At 43.4% G+C, this 16,989-nt stretch carries 12 protein-coding genes; 7 read left to right on the top strand and 5 right to left on the bottom strand.

Annotation, left to right across the window (positions count from 1 at the left end; genetic code table 11):
- Positions 1–439: 439 nt before the first annotated feature.
- The 3 genes from DCO44_RS12130 (at position 440) to DCO44_RS12120 (ending at position 4,250) form a co-directional block, all read left to right on the top strand.
- A complete protein-coding gene (locus DCO44_RS12130) occupies positions 440–1,801 on the top strand; it encodes an MFS transporter (RefSeq protein WP_116762231.1) in 1,362 nt (453 codons plus the stop codon).
- 364 nt (positions 1,802–2,165) lie between these two features.
- Positions 2,166–3,326, top strand: coding sequence for a PQQ-dependent sugar dehydrogenase (locus tag DCO44_RS12125; RefSeq protein WP_116762228.1), 1,161 nt, complete (start codon positions 2,166–2,168; stop codon positions 3,324–3,326).
- Positions 3,327–3,521: 195 nt separating this feature from the next.
- Positions 3,522–4,250 carry a sulfite exporter TauE/SafE family protein gene (locus tag DCO44_RS12120; RefSeq protein WP_416224529.1) on the top strand — a complete coding sequence of 243 codons (729 nt, stop codon included), beginning with the start codon at positions 3,522–3,524 and terminating at the stop codon, positions 4,248–4,250.
- Here the strand turns inward: DCO44_RS12120 and DCO44_RS12115 are convergent.
- From DCO44_RS12115 to DCO44_RS12100, 4 genes are all read right to left on the bottom strand, one after another.
- The gene (locus tag DCO44_RS12115; RefSeq protein ID WP_116762241.1) at positions 4,240–5,163 is read right to left on the bottom strand and encodes a LysR family transcriptional regulator; all 924 of its coding nucleotides are present in this window, start codon (positions 5,161–5,163) and stop codon (positions 4,240–4,242) included. The genes DCO44_RS12120 and DCO44_RS12115 overlap by 11 nt on opposite strands.
- A gap of 119 nt (positions 5,164–5,282) precedes the next feature.
- The gene (locus DCO44_RS12110; protein ID WP_116762226.1) at positions 5,283–6,587 is read right to left on the bottom strand and encodes a solute carrier family 23 protein; all 1,305 of its coding nucleotides are present in this window, start codon (positions 6,585–6,587) and stop codon (positions 5,283–5,285) included.
- Between the two features lie 370 nt (positions 6,588–6,957).
- Positions 6,958–9,648: a phosphoenolpyruvate carboxylase gene (gene ppc, locus DCO44_RS12105; protein ID WP_116762224.1), complete on the bottom strand. Its 2,691-nt coding sequence runs from the start codon at positions 9,646–9,648 to the stop codon at positions 6,958–6,960.
- 145 nt (positions 9,649–9,793) lie between these two features.
- On the bottom strand, positions 9,794–10,417 hold the full coding sequence (locus DCO44_RS12100; RefSeq protein WP_116762239.1) for a TetR/AcrR family transcriptional regulator: 624 nt from the start codon (positions 10,415–10,417) through the stop codon (positions 9,794–9,796).
- Positions 10,418–10,562: 145 nt separating this feature from the next.
- Here DCO44_RS12100 and DCO44_RS12095 point away from each other — a divergent pair, with 145 nt between their 5' ends.
- The 4 genes from DCO44_RS12095 (at position 10,563) to dnaJ (ending at position 16,532) form a co-directional block, all read left to right on the top strand.
- Positions 10,563–11,681: an efflux RND transporter periplasmic adaptor subunit gene (locus tag DCO44_RS12095; protein ID WP_116762222.1), complete on the top strand. Its 1,119-nt coding sequence runs from the start codon at positions 10,563–10,565 to the stop codon at positions 11,679–11,681.
- On the top strand, positions 11,681–14,803 hold the full coding sequence (locus tag DCO44_RS12090; RefSeq protein ID WP_116762220.1) for an efflux RND transporter permease subunit: 3,123 nt from the start codon (positions 11,681–11,683) through the stop codon (positions 14,801–14,803). The genes DCO44_RS12095 and DCO44_RS12090 overlap by 1 nt, the downstream gene beginning before the upstream one ends.
- A 141-nt stretch (positions 14,804–14,944) precedes the next feature.
- The gene (locus tag DCO44_RS12085) at positions 14,945–15,319 is read left to right on the top strand and encodes a hypothetical protein (RefSeq protein ID WP_116762217.1); all 375 of its coding nucleotides are present in this window, start codon (positions 14,945–14,947) and stop codon (positions 15,317–15,319) included.
- Between the two features lie 106 nt (positions 15,320–15,425).
- Entirely contained in the window at positions 15,426–16,532 is a 1,107-nt protein-coding gene (dnaJ, locus tag DCO44_RS12080; RefSeq protein ID WP_116762215.1) for a molecular chaperone DnaJ, read from the top strand.
- 51 nt (positions 16,533–16,583) lie between these two features.
- Here dnaJ and DCO44_RS12075 read toward each other — a convergent pair whose 3' ends face one another.
- On the bottom strand, positions 16,584–16,838 hold the full coding sequence (locus tag DCO44_RS12075) for a hypothetical protein (RefSeq protein ID WP_116762213.1): 255 nt from the start codon (positions 16,836–16,838) through the stop codon (positions 16,584–16,586).
- Positions 16,839–16,989: the final 151 nt, after the last annotated feature.

The following is a 16,989-nucleotide window of genomic DNA, read 5'->3' as shown; positions in this document are numbered from 1 at the left end:
AACTCAGAAGTGAAACCTCTTAGCGCTGATGGTAGTGTGGGGTTACCCATGTGAGAGTAAGTCATCGCCAGCTCATTTATTCAAACACCCCCTAACCAACGTTAGGGGGTGTTTTTTATTGCATATTAATAAATAAAAGATGAAAATTATTAAAAGAAGATGATCAATTTGCAAAGCAAGCTAACTTTGGTCTTATTGTTTCAGAATTTACGCTTAATACTATGATTTTAAATAAATAATTATTAATGATTGCAATATAAGTAACATTTTTACTAGATTTTAAAGTCTATTCAGCACTTAAATTACTGATGAAATGTTCCATTTGATAGGTTAGATACCTTATAGGTATATTTTTATACCCTTGAGGTTTTAGACAAAAAATGAACCGATATTCATTGTATGTTGACAATAAAAATCTCACAATTGGAGGTGAGTAGAAATGACAGCGACAACAATGAATGTAAATGCTGTAATTGATCAGGCTAAATTTAAACCTTTTCATTTAACGGTTGTTTTGTGGTGTTTATTTGTGGTTTTGTTTGATGGTTATGATTTGGCGATTAATGGCGTTGCCTTACCTTTATTAATGAAAGAGTGGGGAATGACTGCAGTACAAGCGGGAATGCTAGCCAGTACCGCGTTGGCAGGCATGATGTTTGGTGCCATGTTATTTGGTATGTTGGCCGATAAAATTGGTCGTAAAAAAGTCATTATTATCTGTGTCACATTGTTTAGTAGTTTTACTTTTGCGGGTGGTTTCGCATCTAACCCAACTGAATTTGGTATTTTACGTTTTATCGCGGGTTTAGGGATTGGTGGCGTTTTACCTAACTTGGTGGCACTCACTTCAGAATATGCACCACAAAAATTTCGTAGTACTTTGGTGACGGCTATGTTTAGCGGTTATGCGATGGGTGGGATTATGGCAGCATTATTGGGTGCTGCATTTACGCCAAGCTTTGGTTGGCAAATTATGTTCTTCATTGCAGGTATCCCGCTTTTATTTGTGCCAATTTTATGGAAATTCTTACCTGAATCAGTCACTTTTTTGGTCAAGGCTCAGCAAACGGAAAAAGCACGCGATATTATTCAACGTCTTGTACCTGCAGAAACAGTAACTTCAAATACAGTTTTAGTGCTCAATGAAGCTAAAGTTCCAGATGCTTCTGTCGCAGCGCTATTTAAAAATGGCCGTGCCATGGGAACCATTTTATTCTGGAGCTGTTTCTTCATGTGTTTGCTGATGGTTTATGCCTTAGGTAGCTGGTTACCAAAACTCATGATGGCTGCGGGTTATTCATTGGGTAGTAGCTTAATGTTCCTGCTTTCTTTGAACATTGGTGCAGTTATTGGTACAGCGGGTGGCGGTATTCTTGCCGATCGCTTCCATTTAAAACCAGTGATTATCAGTATGCTGATTGTGGGGGCATTGGCACTTGTTGGTTTAGGTTTTAATTCTCCACAACCTGTGATTTATTTATTGGTGGCATTGGCAGGTGCAGCTTCGATTGGCTGTAGTATTTTGCTGTATAGCTATGTCGCGCAATATTACCCATTGGCAGTTCGTTCTACGGGTTTAGGATGGGCATCTGGTATTGGTCGTGTCGGAGCGATTGTAGGTCCAATCGTAATTGGTATGTTATTAGGCATGGAACTTCCGCATAAAATGAACTTCATTGCGGTTGCGATTCCTGCAATTATTGCGGCTTTTGCGGTTTCTTTTATTAAAACTAATCAAGCAGAAGAAGTGGCTGAAGTGCCTACAACATCTCAAGCGACCAAACAAAGATCCTATAGTTAAGGTGTTGATGTCGATAAGAGCCTCTTGATGAGGCTCTTTTTATTGAGATATAGACATGATACAAATAAAAAAGCCCCGATATCCTATCGAGGCTTTTTCGTATTTCATGAAAGGTAAAACTCCTGTAATACCTCAACGTCCTATTGTCGTCTCTTTATTGTTATTCTAAGAAACATCCTGTTCCTGTATGAGTTCAATGTACCCTGAAATCGGATTTGGGTATAGGCGTCTTTGCTGCATTCCTTGTACGCTTTGGCTGACATAGATTCACTCTTAGATAGATTTGAAAGCTACATATTCACTCTGTTTATCGGAAGAGGGTTTGGTTAGATTGAATAGAAATAAGACCTGTAGTGAGGGCATAATGAACTATTCAAAGTACGGTTTGCTTTTGTGGCTCGGATTCCTTAGTTCGGTGTCTATTTTAGCCTGTCATGCACAAGATAAGGCAGCAGATGAACCAAACTCGCAAGCCGCCAAAGCCACGCTTTCTCAGCCCTATAAAATCAGAAAAATGGGGGAGTTTAATGAACCTTGGGCGATAGCCGTGTTGCCCGATCAGCACTTATTAATTACCGAAAAAGCAGGAAAGCTGTTTGTGTTTAATCCCAAAACACAGCAAAAAATAGCTGTAGAGGGAGTTCCGCAGGTTGCCTATGGTGGTCAAGGCGGTTTGGGTGACGTGGTGCTGCATCCAGATTTTAAACAGAATCATATCATTTATTTCAGTTATGCCGAACAAGGTAAAGGTGGCTATGGTGCAGTAGTTGTGCGTGCGGTTTTAGATGAGCAATTACCCAATCAACCACGATTAATCGACTTGCAGCCGATTTGGCGACAAGTGCCCAAAGTTTCAGGACAAGGTCATTATGCACATCGCTTGGCTTTTGATTCAGCAGGAAAATTATGGATTAGTTCAGGCGAACGACAGAAGTTTCAGCCTGCGCAAGATATGCAGAGCAATTTAGGTAAAATTCTGCGCTTGAATGAAGATGGTTCACCAGCAGCAGGGAATCCATTTATGGCTCAAGGTCCGATTGCGGCACAAATTTGGAGCCTAGGTCATCGAAACCCTTTGGGGATGGCTTTCGATGCACAAGGGCAGCTTTGGGTTGCTGAAATGGGACCTCGTGGTGGCGATGAGTTCAATCGTATTCATAAAGCTGCGAATTATGGTTACCCAATTGTGTCGAATGGGGATCATTATAGCGGACGTGACATTCCTGATCATGCGACCCGTCCAGAGTTTCAATCCCCTGAAATTAGTTGGACCCCAGTCATTTCTCCATCGAGTTTAATCTTCTATCGAGGTTCTGAATTCCCGAAATGGACCAATAAAGCATTGATTGGTGGACTGTCTTCACAAGCAATTATTGTGGTAGATACGCAAACTGTGCCTGTACAGGAAGTGCAACGCTTAGCCATGAAACAGCGGATTCGTGCTTTAGTTGAAGCACAGGACGGTTCAATTTGGGGAGTAGAAGATGGTAAAAATGCGGCTTTGTTTCAATTGACGGCTCCTTAATGGTCATGATTTCAGATCATAACCGTGTGGTTGAGAAGTCTGAGGCTGCTTGCTGTTTTTGTTTCAAAATAGGGTTTGTATCATGAGATTCTCGGATGATGCCTCAAGCAAAAATTGAGGTTGACTTCAAAAAAGCCTGATTTTTCTTTGTACTGAAGTGACTTAGCATCGCTCTACGATCATTTGAGGAAGAGCATGGTGCTGAGTTTTATTGTGGTGGTTTTTCTGCTGGCAGGGATGGTGAAAGGCATGATTGGTTTAGGTTTGCCTGCCGTATCGATGGGGCTATTGACCATGTTGATTAGTCCTTATCAAGCGGCAGCATTGTTGATCGTCCCTTCCATGGCCACCAATATTTGGCAGTTATTTGCTGAAGGGCAGGTATTGCGGGTTTTGGCTCGGTTCTGGACACTTTTGCTGGGGATTATTGTCGGTTCAATTTGGAGTGTTTTCCCTCGCTTAGGTCAAAGTGAATTTAACAGTGAAGCGCTTTTAGGCGCTATGTTATTGCTGTATGGCGTATATGGTTTAGCTGCAAAACAAATCCCGAACTTGTCTCGTTATGCTGGAATCTTATCTCCATTAATAGGCTATTTGGGTGGTGCATTGACTGTGGCGACTGGGGTCGTGGTCATTCCTGTAGTGTCTTATTTGCAGTCTCTACATTTACAGCGTGATGATCTGGTCCAGTCTTTGGGCATGGCATTTACCGTTTCGACCATGTGCTTGGCCATCTTTTTGCAGCAAAATCCTGTGGCCCACCTCGAGATTGATTATCTATGGTCTGTTCTGGCGTTGATTCCTGCCTTACTCGGGATGTGGTTGGGCACGCGGATACGCTATAAAATTGCAGAGCAGAAATTTCGCAAAGTCTTTTTCTGTGGTTTGATTACCTTGGGTGGGTATATGCTACTTAGTCATTAATTGTGTTGGTTAAGGTGTTAAGCTGAGGACCTTGTTGAATTAAAAATTGGCTAAAATGTTGATAATCTAAAGTTAAGGTATCAAAGTTTTGTGCAGCCAACAGTAACTTTCGGTTTGCCCATGCACCTTTTAATTGAATCTGCTGAAATGAATATAGCTGTTGTAAGCGTTGAGCAGCTCGCTTCGGGATAATGGCAATGCCAACGCCATTGGCAACGACCTGTGCAATTGCACCAAAATTAGGAAGACGAAGGCGATACTGAATGCTATAGCCCAGTAATTTGGCTTGTGCTTCAATCGATTGCTGTAAAGAGTGATATTGCATTAACCCGACAAAGGCATGCTCTAAAGTATCGACCAAGCTTAGTTCAGGATGGTGGGTTAAAGGATGCTGGCGTGGACAAATCAAAATCAGAGGATCGTCTGCAAACGCTAAGGTTTGTAGGGTTTGGGCATTAAAAAAATTCGAAATTAAGCCCAGTTGTGCGATCCCTTTGCTTAAAGCTTGAATAATGTCATTGGATTCTGCTTCTTGCAGTTCAATCTGTAAATGCGGATTTTCCGTAAGGTAAGATGGCAGCACCAAAGGTAAATATTCACTCTGTGCTGAAGAATTACACCACAGGGTCATGCTGCGATGTTGTCGTTGAGAAAAAGGCAGCATTTCCTGTTCAAGTTGCTGATGTTGTTGAATTAAAGTTTGGGCATGTTGATTAAACATTTGACCAGCCAGTGTGAGTTTGACGCCAGTGGCATGGCGGGTAAACAGCGAGACAGAGAACTGTTGTTCGAGTTTTTTAATCCGCTCACTTGCGGCTTGTAAGGAAATTGCAGAACGTTCTGCCCCTTTGGTGAGGCTGCCTGTTTCGACAATATTTAAGAATAAGGTTAAGTCAAAAAAATCGAGGCGCATAGCCATAAATTCATCTTATATTGAGTTTTCCATCTTAAAAATATGATACTCAAGACGCAATGTTAAAGCCTGAAAATATAAAAAAAGCAGCCCGTAGGCTGCTATAAATGGAGCAATATTTATTCGCTTTGATCTTTTAAGCTGAAGAACCAGTTTAAAACCAAGGCTGCGAAGGTAGCCGTTCCAATGCCACCCAAATTGAAATTGCCGAACTGCAAGGCAAAATCACCCGTACCTAAAATAATGGTCACTGCTGCAACCATCAGGTTTTTATTTTTAGAAAAATCGACTTTGTTTTCAATCCAGATTTTGGCACCCGCAATGGTAATTAAACCAAAGACCACAATGGAAGCACCTGTGAGGATTGCCGTTGGAATGGTGTGAATAATGGCGCCAAACTTCGGAGATAGACCCAAGAAAATGGCAAACACACCTGCAATGACAAAGACGATAGTCGAGTAAACGCGCGTAACCGCCATGACTCCAATATTTTCGCCATAGGTGGTCATACCTGGTGCACCAACACCGCCAGAAAGTGTCGTTGCAACACCATCTGCCAAGAAGGCTTTACCAATTTGCGGGTCTAAGTTTTCACCCGTCATGGCACTGACTGCCTTAATATGACCTAAGTTTTCTGCCACTAAAATTAAAGCCACTGGAGCAATAATTAACATGGCATTCACATCAAACTGTGGCGAATGGAAGGTTGGAAAGCCAAACCACGCTGCTTGTTGAATTGGGGTAAAATTAATAGGTGTACCGTATCCCATGACATTCGAAACAATGAAATAGAGGAGATACGCCAGTAATAAGCCGATTAAGAGCAGTAAGCGTTGCAACAAGCCTTTGGTGAAGACCGCGATAGATCCCATACAAAGGACAGTTACTAATGCCATCCACATATTAAAGGGATTGCCCGCCACGCCTTTCACCGTCACAGGGGCCAGATTTAAACCAATAATCATTACCACAGCACCAGTCACGACAGGTGGCATGAGTTTTTCAATCCATTGGGTACCCGTTGCCATGACCATGAGACCAAACAGGGCATACAACACACCACATGCCATAATCCCGCCAGCAGCAACGGCTAAATTGGCATTGGGTGCACCGGTTCCTGAGGCCGCATAACCCGTTGCAGCAATGACCACGCCAATAAAAGCAAAGCTTGAGCCGAGATAACTTGGAACACGTCCACCCGTCATGAAAAAGAACAGAATGGTACAGATGCCCGACATAAAAATCGCGAGATTGGGGTCAAAACCCATCAAAAATGGGGCAAGAACTGTCGCACCAAACATGGCAAAGGCATGCTGAATGCCCAGCACAGCACTCTGTACAGGCGGAAGATATTCATTTGTTCCGACAGGACGTGTCTCGACATTGCCTGAATAAGGGCGCCATTGGGGAAACCAATTGGACATAAATTGATCACTTTAGAAATAAATTGTGCACATCATACTCTTTCTTTTCGAGTGATTTAATCATTGATTTTTAATTTTAGATTAATTAGAAGTCTGATTTATAATAATTTTATACCAAGTGGTAAAATTTTATAATTTTTAAATTAGCAATAAATCAATATATTATTCTATAAATTATAGTCGATAAATCCAATTTATCTGCATTGCCCAGCAATAAATTTTTTTTATCAATCTTTCAAATTTTTTTTAACAATGCAAAAAAACTGCTGAAAATTGAATGTAGCAAGAACTATTTTGCCAATCGATGCAAAATCAAATGCCGTATTGGCAACACCGAAAAACTTCGGGTTGCCAATCGTAGACGCATGCATCAACCCGTATTACGTAAACCTGCGGCAATGCCGGCAATGCTGACCATTAAGGCATGATCGACAGGGGTATGTTCAGCCTGACGTTCAGCCAGATATAAACGACGACGTTTCATGAGTTCTGCTTGCAGCAAATGTAAAGGCAGTAAGTAGGGTTTACGTACTCGCATCGACTGATCCAACACTTCATTGCTACTGAGCAGTTTCGATTCATCTTTTAAGGTGAGTAGAGTTTCAACCGCGTCTTGTAGACGTTGGCGTAATGTTGTACCTAGGGCTTTTAAGTCCTCGTCTTGGGTCAGGTGGGTTTCATAGTATAAAGCCACATGTCCATCGGCTTTGGACAAGACCATTTCCAACATATCAATCAAGGTTTGGAAATAAGGCCATTGCTGCAACATTTCTTCTAAGGTCGCTTTATGTCCTTGTTCAATCACTTGGTTAATCGCTGCACCTGTGCCTAACCAAGCAGGGAGCATTAAGCGAATTTGTGTCCAAGCAAACACCCAAGGAATGGCACGTAAGGATTCAATCCCGCCACTGACTTTACGTTTGGCTGGGCGTGAACCCAAAGGTAACATTTGCAGTTCCAGTTCAGGCGTGACCGTTCTTAAATATTTCACAAAATGTGGATTTTCACGTACCGTTTGACGGTAAACCTGTACCGAAAGATCGGTCATGCGATGCATGAGTTCACGCCATTCGGCTTTCGGCTCTGGCGGTGGAAGTAAGGTTGCTTCCAGTGTTGCTGCGGTATAAATTTCCAGATTTTGTAGGGCAATGCCTTCCAGTCCGAATTTAAAGCGGATCATTTCACCTTGTTCGGTGACGCGAATAGCACCAGAAATGGAACCTGGGGGTTGAGAAAATAGCGCCTGTTGGGTTGGAGCACCACCACGGCTGATAGAACCACCACGACCATGAAACAGGGTCAGTTGTACCGCATGTTGTTTAGCAATCGCAGTCAACTCTTCTTGCGCACGGTATTGTGCCCAGTTGGCAGACATAAAGCCTGCGTCTTTGGCCGAGTCTGAATAACCAATCATGACTTCATGTTTGCCCTGAATATGCTGTTTGTACCAATGCATATTAAACAGGGTTTGCATGGTGTGTGCCGCACCATCCAAGTCTTTCAAAGTTTCAAATAGGGGAACTACACGTAAAGGTTGTTGAATGCCGGCTTCTTTTTGTAAGAGTAAGACAGCAAGGACATCACTTGGATATTCCGCCATGGAAATAATATAGGCGCCCAAGCTTTCCGCAGGCTGTTCAGCTAAGGTTCGCATGGTGGCAAACACTTCTTGCACATCGGGATGCAGAATCAGGCTTTGCTCAGGTTCATTTAAATGCTTTGGCAATAACGGGCGCTTGCTCTGTAATTCTTGCAATAGAAAGTTTTGACGGGCTTGTTCCGTCCATGTTTCAAAATTGCCTAAACCCAAATATTCGGTAATGGCGGAAATGGCTTGGCGATGACGTCCTGATTCCTGACGAATATCCAACTTTAATAATTCGATCCCAAAGCAATTGACCCGATGGATAAAGTCTAATAATTTACCATTGGCAATTTCAGGCAAGTTGCACGACATGAGAGAGCGATAGCACAGTAATAAAGGCTGTAACAATTCCTGTTTGCTTTTGATGACACGACTGTCATCCAAGACCTGATCTTGTCCCTGTAGTTTATGTGCCAACCATTCACGCGTGATTTTTAAGCGTTCGCGAGTGTCACGTAAATATTCACGATAAGGTTCAGGATGAGGTGCACCCAAAGCCTGCATTAACTCATTGCTACAGTTTTGAATCGACAATTCCCAACGCAGGTCTTCAATATCACGTAAATATAAATCGGCTGCTTTCCAGCGTGACAACCACAGCACTTCTTGGGTCACATTGTGGGTTACATTCGGGTTGCCATCACGGTCACCACCCATCCAAGAAGCAAAACGCACAGGAGCCACATGTAGCGGTAAACATTGTCCACAATGTTCTTCTACCATCCCATCCAGTTCACGCATGAACTTGGGTACTGCATTCCACAAGGTTTGTTCAATGGTGGTGAAGCCCCATTTGGCTTCATCGATAGGGGTCGGACGATGTTGACGAATTTCATCGGTTTGCCATGCGGAACAGATCAGTTGTTTTAAGTCATCTAATACCGCTTGGCGTTCACGCGGGGTAAGTTTTTGCTGATCAAATTTAAATAAACAGTCATTAATGCCATCATATTTTTGAATGAGGGTGCGTCGGCTCACTTCTGTCGGGTGTGCAGTCAACACCAGTTCAATTTTAAGTTCACACAGTTGTTGATAGAGCTGTTCTGCTGAGACTTGATGGGTTTTAAATTTTTGGAACAGATGATCGAGTGGATTCGGTGATGGGGCTTCAGGATCAAATTCACTTTGGCGACGGCTACGTACTACATGGTATTGTTCGGCGATATTGGCAAAGTTCAAAAAGTGTGTGAATGCACGGGTAAGCGGAAGAATCTCATCATCTTCTAGGCTGAGAAAGAGCTGCTCTAGTTGTTTTTCCGCTTCAACTTGTCCATCACGTGCACCTTTGGCAAGTGCTCGAATCTGTTCTATCTGATTAAACAAATCTTGCCCGGCATGTTGTTTTAGGGTTTCCCCTAATAAATTACCCAGTAACCGTACGTCTTCGCGTAGTGGAGCATCAATTTGTTGAATCATTTTCCATTCTCCAGTTCTTATTCTTTTTGACTATACCCCGATTTAATTGAATGCCAAGTAGCAGGGCTACAAAAGTCGCAAGCTTTTGTTGATAAAACTAGCAATTGAATAATGGAATGAAGCTGAGGGACAATCAAAATGGGCGCTAGGCATTCGGTCCATACTTCAGCATGAATATCTCGATACTTTGTTGGATGATTTCCTGCTGTTGTTGAGGGGTTGGAATCGCACGTACACCCAGTAAAATTTCTAAATGACGTAGTCCGAGCAGTAAGGACAGTAGCAATAGGCGTTGCTGTTCCACATCAGCGGCTTGAATAAAACCCAAGGTGGCAGCTTGCTGAAAAAAATCTTCCCAACCATCACACATTTTTTGATGAGACGCATTATAAAATTGCAGAGCCAAGGGGTTTTGTTCGGCGGCCAGTTCAATCAGCAAATGTTCCAGTTTCACTGCTTCGGGTAAGTACACAATGTTCAAGGCGATTTGGCAGGCTTGAGCAAAAGCCTCAACAAAATTGCTGTCTGCCTGCAATTCAAAAGGACGTGTGGCCATTAAACTTTCGCAGGTGAGTTCAATCGCACAGGTAAATAGACTGGCTTTGTCTTGAAAATGATTATAAATCGTGAGTTTAGTGACCCCAGCTTCTTGGGCAATTTGATTCATGCTCGAACCATGATAGCCCTGTTTTAGGAACAGGTTTCTGGCAGCCAGCAGAATTTGCTTATGCTTTTCTAAATCTTTGGGCCGACCGACATTCATTTGCACAAATTTTTCCACTTTCGCTTAATTAAGTCATTTACTTCAAACAGGGCTTTTAATTAATGTACCGCGTGGTATATTAATTCAAATTTGTTCAAAGAACAGCATAGTATTTTGCCCTAAAAATGACATTTAGATAAGAGCACAACGCATGAACCCTGCCAAGACCTTAATTGCCAGTCTTATAATTTTATCCAGTTTGACCCTTTGGGGCTGTAGTCGAGAACAGGCTACAACGGAACAAGTCCCCTTAGTCATGGTGGCACAACCATCTACCTCTTTAACTGAACAAAAAAGTTACGCGGGTGAAGTTAAAGCTCGACAACAAACGGATTTGGCATTTCGGGTGTCTGGGCAGGTCATACAACGTTTTGTCGATGTTGGTGATCAAGTTCGAGTCGGGCAGGTTCTGGCAAAACTGGATGTGAAAGATGCTCAATTACAATTGAATGCTTCCCGTGCGCAATTGGAAAGTGCCCAGTCCGCAGCGAAAGTGGCAGAACAGGAGCTAACACGTTTTAAGCAATTATTGCCGATGAACGCCGTGAGCCGTTCACAATACGATGCGATAAATAATCAGTATCAAGCTGCATTGGCCAGTCTGAAACAGGCGCAATCCAACCATGAAGTTAGTCAAAACCAGACCCGTTATAACCAACTCGTTGCAGACAAAAGTGGCGTGATTACCGCACGTAATATTGAAGTGGGGCAGGTGGTTGCAGCAGGGCAAGCGGCTTATCAATTGGCGATTTCGGGTGAGCGTGAAGTGCTCATTGGCGTACCTGAGCAAGCCATTAATGACATCCGTATTGGGCAGGAAGCATGGGTGACTTTATGGTCAAAACCACAGGATAAATTTGCGGGTTATGTGCGTGAAATTTCCCCTGCGGCAGATCAGTCACGCACCTTTAGCGTAAAAGTTGCCTTAAAGACTCAGAGTCAAGATATTCAATTGGGGCAAAGTGCGCGGGTATTTTTTAGTACCTTGCAGCACAATATCTTAAGTGTGCCCTTATCCAGTGTCTCGGCGAATGAACAACAGGCCTTTGTGTGGGTGGTTTATCCAGATTCGCGAATCCATAAAGTATCAGTCACCTTAGGGGCTTATGGGCGCGATACAGTGTCTGTACTGTCAGGATTAAAACCAGAAGATTATGTGGTGGTTGGGGGCGTACATCTGCTGCATGAGCAACAAAAAATTCGTCCGATTGATCGAGAAAACCGCGTTGTAGCCTTGTCTACCGTACAACAACCGACAGGAGCAAAATAATGAATTTTAACCTGTCGGAATGGGCACTGAAAAACAAAGGCTTGGTTCTGTATTTCATGATCTTGCTGGGCATCGTTGGCATGGTGTCTTATTCCAAATTGTCTCAAAGCGAAGATCCGCCGTTTACCTTTAAAGTCATGGTGGTACAAACCTATTGGCCTGGTGCAACAGCGAAGCAAGTGTCGCTACAAGTGACTGATCGCATTGAAAAAGAACTCATGAGCACAGGCAATTATGAGCGCATTATGGCGTACTCCCGTCCAGGGGAGTCGTTAGTAACTTTTTTTGCGAAGGATTCATTGCGCTCTGCACAAATTCCTGATGTCTGGTATGACGTACGTAAAAAGGTCAATGATATTCGGCACGAACTGCCAAGTGATGTGCAAGGCCCTTTTTTTAATGATGAATTTGGCGACACTTTCGGCAACATTTATGTGTTGACAGGAAAGGGCTTTGATTATGCCATTTTGAAAGAATATGCCGACCGCTTACAACTGCAATTACAGCGGGTTCAAGATGTTGGTAAGGTGGATTTGATTGGGCTGCAAGATCAGAAAATCTGGATAGATTTATCCAACACCAAAGCCACGCAACTGGGTATTCCAATTACTACCATTCAACAGGCTTTGCAGCAACAAAATACCATGGCCAGCGCAGGTTATTTTGAAACCCAGACCGACCGCATTCAAATTCGCGTGAGCGGTCAGTTGCATAACGTCGAAGACCTGAAAAAAATGCCATTGCTGGTGAATGGTCAAACCATTCAACTGGGGGATGTGGCAGAGGTGTATCGCGGCTTTAGTGAACCTGCTCAGCCACGCATGCGTTTTATGGGTGAAAATGGCATTGGTATTGCAGTTTCGATGCGCAAAGGCGGCGATATTCTGGCTTTGGGTGAAAACTTACAAGCCGAGTTTGCAACCTTACAGAAAAGCCTACCTTTAGGAATGCAGCTACAAAAAGTCTCTGATCAGCCTGTCGCGGTTGAACGCAGCGTACATGAATTTATGAAAGTCTTGGCCGAGGCCGTGATTATTGTGCTGTTGGTGAGTTTCTTTTCTTTGGGTTTTCGCACAGGCTTGGTGGTGGCATTTTCCATTCCACTGGTACTGGCCATGACCTTTGCGGGCATGAATTTATTTGATGTAGGGCTGCATAAAATTTCCTTAGGGGCATTGATTTTAGCCCTCGGTTTGTTGGTCGATGATGCCATTATTGCCATCGAAATGATGGCGATTCGCATGGAACAAGGCTATAGCCGTTTGCAAGCTGCGGGTTTTGCGTGGAAAACCACTGCATTTCCGATGCTGACGGGAACCTTAATTACCGCCGCAGGATTTCTCCCGATTGCCACAGCCGCTTCTAGCACTGGAGAATATACTCGTTCCATTTTTCAGGTGGTGACCATTGCATTAATTGTGTCATGGTTTGCTGCGGTGCTGTTTGTCCCTTATTTGGGGGATAAGTTATTGCCTGATTTTCAACAACAGCCAGTTCGAGCACCTTGGTATCAAAGGCTTTGGGCACGCTTTAGAAAACAACCTGAGCCACAGCCAGTCATGGTGCATGGCATAGAGCATGATCCCTATCAGACCCAGTTTTATCAGCGCTTTCGCACGTGGGTCAACTGGTGTGTGACCTATCGTAAAACCGTGATTGCAGCAACGTTGGGCATGTTTGTGCTCTCCGTGTTGATGTTTAAATTGGTGCCACAACAATTTTTCCCATCGTCGAATCGTGCTGAAATTTTGGTGGATTTAAAACTTGAAGAAGGAGCATCCTTAAAAGCCACCGAAGCGGCAGTGAAAAAGGTCGAGCATTTCCTTTCAAAGCAACAGGGAATTGAAAACTATGTGGCTTATGTGGGCACAGGTTCGCCACGCTTCTATTTACCCTTAGATCAGCAATTACCCCAAGCCAGTTTTGCCCAGTTTGTGGTGCTGGCATCTTCTTTGGATGATCGTAACGACATTCGCAACTCTCTCGAGCAGCAGATTCGTCACTTATTGCCCGAAGTGCGGACACGGGTTTCCTTATTGGAAAATGGTCCGCCTGTAGGTTACCCAATCCAGTATCGTATTTCGGGGGAAGATCTCAATTCTGTTCGCCAATGGGCGCAAAAAGTTGCTGCCGTAGTGGGAGCGAATCCGAATACCACCAATGTGCATTTAGATTGGGGTGAACCCAGCAAAATTATTCAATTGCAGATCGATCAAGACCGTGCCCGCCAAATGGGAATATCAAGTTTAGATTTAGCCAATTTTCTGAATAGTTCAATTCAGGGGGCGGTATTGCAGCCCTACCGTGAAAAGCGCGAGTTAATTGATATTCGTTTACGTGGTGATGAAGCGGAGCGCTTGAGCGTTGAATCACTGGCCAGTTTGGCAGTACCGACCACCCGAGGGACTTTTGTACCATTGGCCCAGATTGCCAAAATTGAATACCGTTTTGAAGAGGGTTTGATTTGGCATCGTAATCGCTTACCGACCATTACCATACGCGCGGATATTCGTACGAAATTACAACCCGCAACAGTCGTGGCGGAATTGTCTGATGCCATGCAGCAAGTCCGTGCAGAATTACCTGCTGGCTATTTGTTAGAAGTCGGAGGAACAGTCGAAGAATCGGCTCGCGGGCAAAAGTCAGTGAATGCGGGTATGCCACTGTTCTTGGCTGTAGTCATGACCTTGCTGATGATTCAACTTAAAAGTATTTCCCGCGCCAGCATGGTCTTGCTCACGGCACCGCTCGGTTTAATTGGCGTAGTATTATTCTTGCTGTTGTTTAATAAGCCGTTTGGTTTTGTGGCGATGCTGGGCACGATTGCTCTTTCAGGCATGATTATGCGGAATTCCTTGATTTTGATTGATCAAATTGAACAAGACCGCGCAGCAGGACAAACCACATGGGAGGCGATTATTGAAGCGACAGTACGCCGTTTTCGTCCAATTTTGTTAACTGCACTGGCAGCAGTTCTGGCCATGATTCCATTATCACGCAGTATTTTCTTTGGGCCGATGGCGGTGGCCATTATGGGTGGCTTAATAGTTGCGACTTTGCTCACACTATTCTTTTTGCCAGCGTTATATGCGCAATGGTTTAAGGTGAAAAAGACCGGTTAGTACAAAATATTTTAGTAATATCAGGTGCGAAAGTTTGAAAATTTCAATATAGTAGCACCTTATATTTTTATTAAATTTCAGTTTAGGAATTTTGCTACATATTAAAAAAATCACAGATGTAGTAATGAGGTTTAATCGCACATGAAGCAAGACAGTTTAACCAAGTATCGCCGCTCTATCGCGATTTCTTATGTCTTCATGTTTTTGGCATTATTTACCGTCATCAGCGGTATTTTTGCTTATTGGTTTGCCCGTAAAGTTACCCAAATGGACACTGAAGTCTGGTTACAAGCCCAAGCCTTTTGGGTCATGCGAAATATCATTATTTATACTGTACTCAGTTTATTTGCTGCACTGTGGTTTATTCCTTTATGTTTTTTCACTTGGAATAGCGCGCTTTGGGTTACGGGTTGTACCGTTGCGGGTGTGGTATTTGGACTGATTGCCTTTTTATATTTGCTGAATGCTTGGATTAAAGGGCTTTCTAAGTTTATAAAAAATAAAGCAGTTTTCTAAAATTTATCATTTTTTTAGCATTTTGCCCTTGTAAAATCACGCTTTGCCCCCAATTTCAGAGCATTATTCAGTATCAAATGAAATTCCGTGAGGAGCATCGCCAGCCATGGCTAAACGTGATTATTATGAGGTTTTAGGTGTCGCTAAAACCGCTAGTGATGATGAAATTAAAAAAGCCTACCGTAAGTTGGCGATGAAATATCATCCAGATCGTAACCCAGACAATCCTGAAGCTGAAGAAAAGTTTAAAGAAGCTTCTGAAGCGTATGAAATTCTTTCCGACGGTGAAAAGCGCAGCATGTACGACCGTATGGGACATGGTGCATTCGAAGGCGGCGGCGGTGGTGGTGGCTTCGGCGGTTTCAGTGCAGAAGACATTTTCAGCCAGTTTGGTGATATCTTCGGTGGTGCTTTTGGTGGTGGCGGTCGCGGTCAGCAGCGTCAGCGCCGTGGTTCCGACTTACGTTATGTCATGGAACTCACTTTAGAAGAAGCAGTAAAAGGGGTGAAAAAGACCATTACCTTTACTGCACCAGCACCATGTGAGAGTTGTGACGGTAAAGGTTCTAAAAACCCGAATGACGTTGAAACGTGTAAAACCTGTCATGGTGCAGGTCAAGTCCGTATGCAGCAAGGCTTCTTCTCGGTACAGCAAACCTGTGGTACCTGTCGTGGCCAAGGCAAGATTATTAAAAACCCTTGTCAGAAATGTCATGGTTCAGGTGTTTCTGACCGTCAGCAAACCCTAGAAGTGACGATTCCAGCTGGGGTAGACAATGGCGATCGCGTGCGTTTAAGCGGTAAAGGTGAAGCCATTCGTGATGGTCAATCTGGCGACTTATACGTAGAAGTTGTGGTACGTGAACACGAAATTTTCCAACGTGATGGTGCAGATCTGTATATGGATGTACCCGTAAGCATTGCTGATGCTGCTTTGGGTAAAGAAATCGAGATTCCAACGCTAGAAGGTCGTGTTAGTTTGAAAATTCCTGAAGGCACGCAAACTGGAAAAATGTTCCGTTTACGTGGCAAAGGGGTCAAACCTGTGCGTACCAGTATGCAGGGTGATTTACTCTGCCGTATTGTGGTGGAAACACCTGTGAACTTGACGGCGCGTCAACGCGAATTGTTGAAAGAACTTCAAGTGACTTTAGATGGTGAAGAAAATAACTCTTCTCCGAAGAAAAAATCATTCTTTGGTTTGTTTGATTAATTCAAACCAATAAAAAAGGGCGTGTAAAACATGCCCTTTTTTTATGTCTGTTTATTGTGCGATGGGGGTATCAATCGCTTCAACACTCACCGTTTCATCAACAGGTTGTTGCGTTGCACTCACGGATGCTTGAGAGGCATTCGTTGCCATACGTTCGGCAAGGCTTCCAGATTGACCGTTGACCGTGGTCATAATTTTAACCCCTGCCAAACTGTCAACACTGTCGCCAGATTGCGCAGCAGGTTCAGCATAAACATGAGCAGCAACGGTACACAGTAAAGCAACTATTATTTTTTTCGAATGCATAGAAAGTCTCCTGACAATTTTTATCTTGATGATTCGTGACGGCTAGTCTGCGTAAGCAAGATGTAAATTGTGTGAAAAATGAGAGGTTATACTTTCATTTTTAAGGATTTTTTTCGATATAAATGCATGTCACGATCTAATTCTTCACTAT

Origin of the sequence: Acinetobacter sp. AM (genome assembly GCF_003105055.1) — a bacterium.
In the GTDB taxonomy this organism is placed as follows: Bacteria; Pseudomonadota; Gammaproteobacteria; order Pseudomonadales; family Moraxellaceae; genus Acinetobacter; species Acinetobacter tibetensis.
This window is presented reverse-complemented; position numbering and strand designations above follow the sequence as displayed.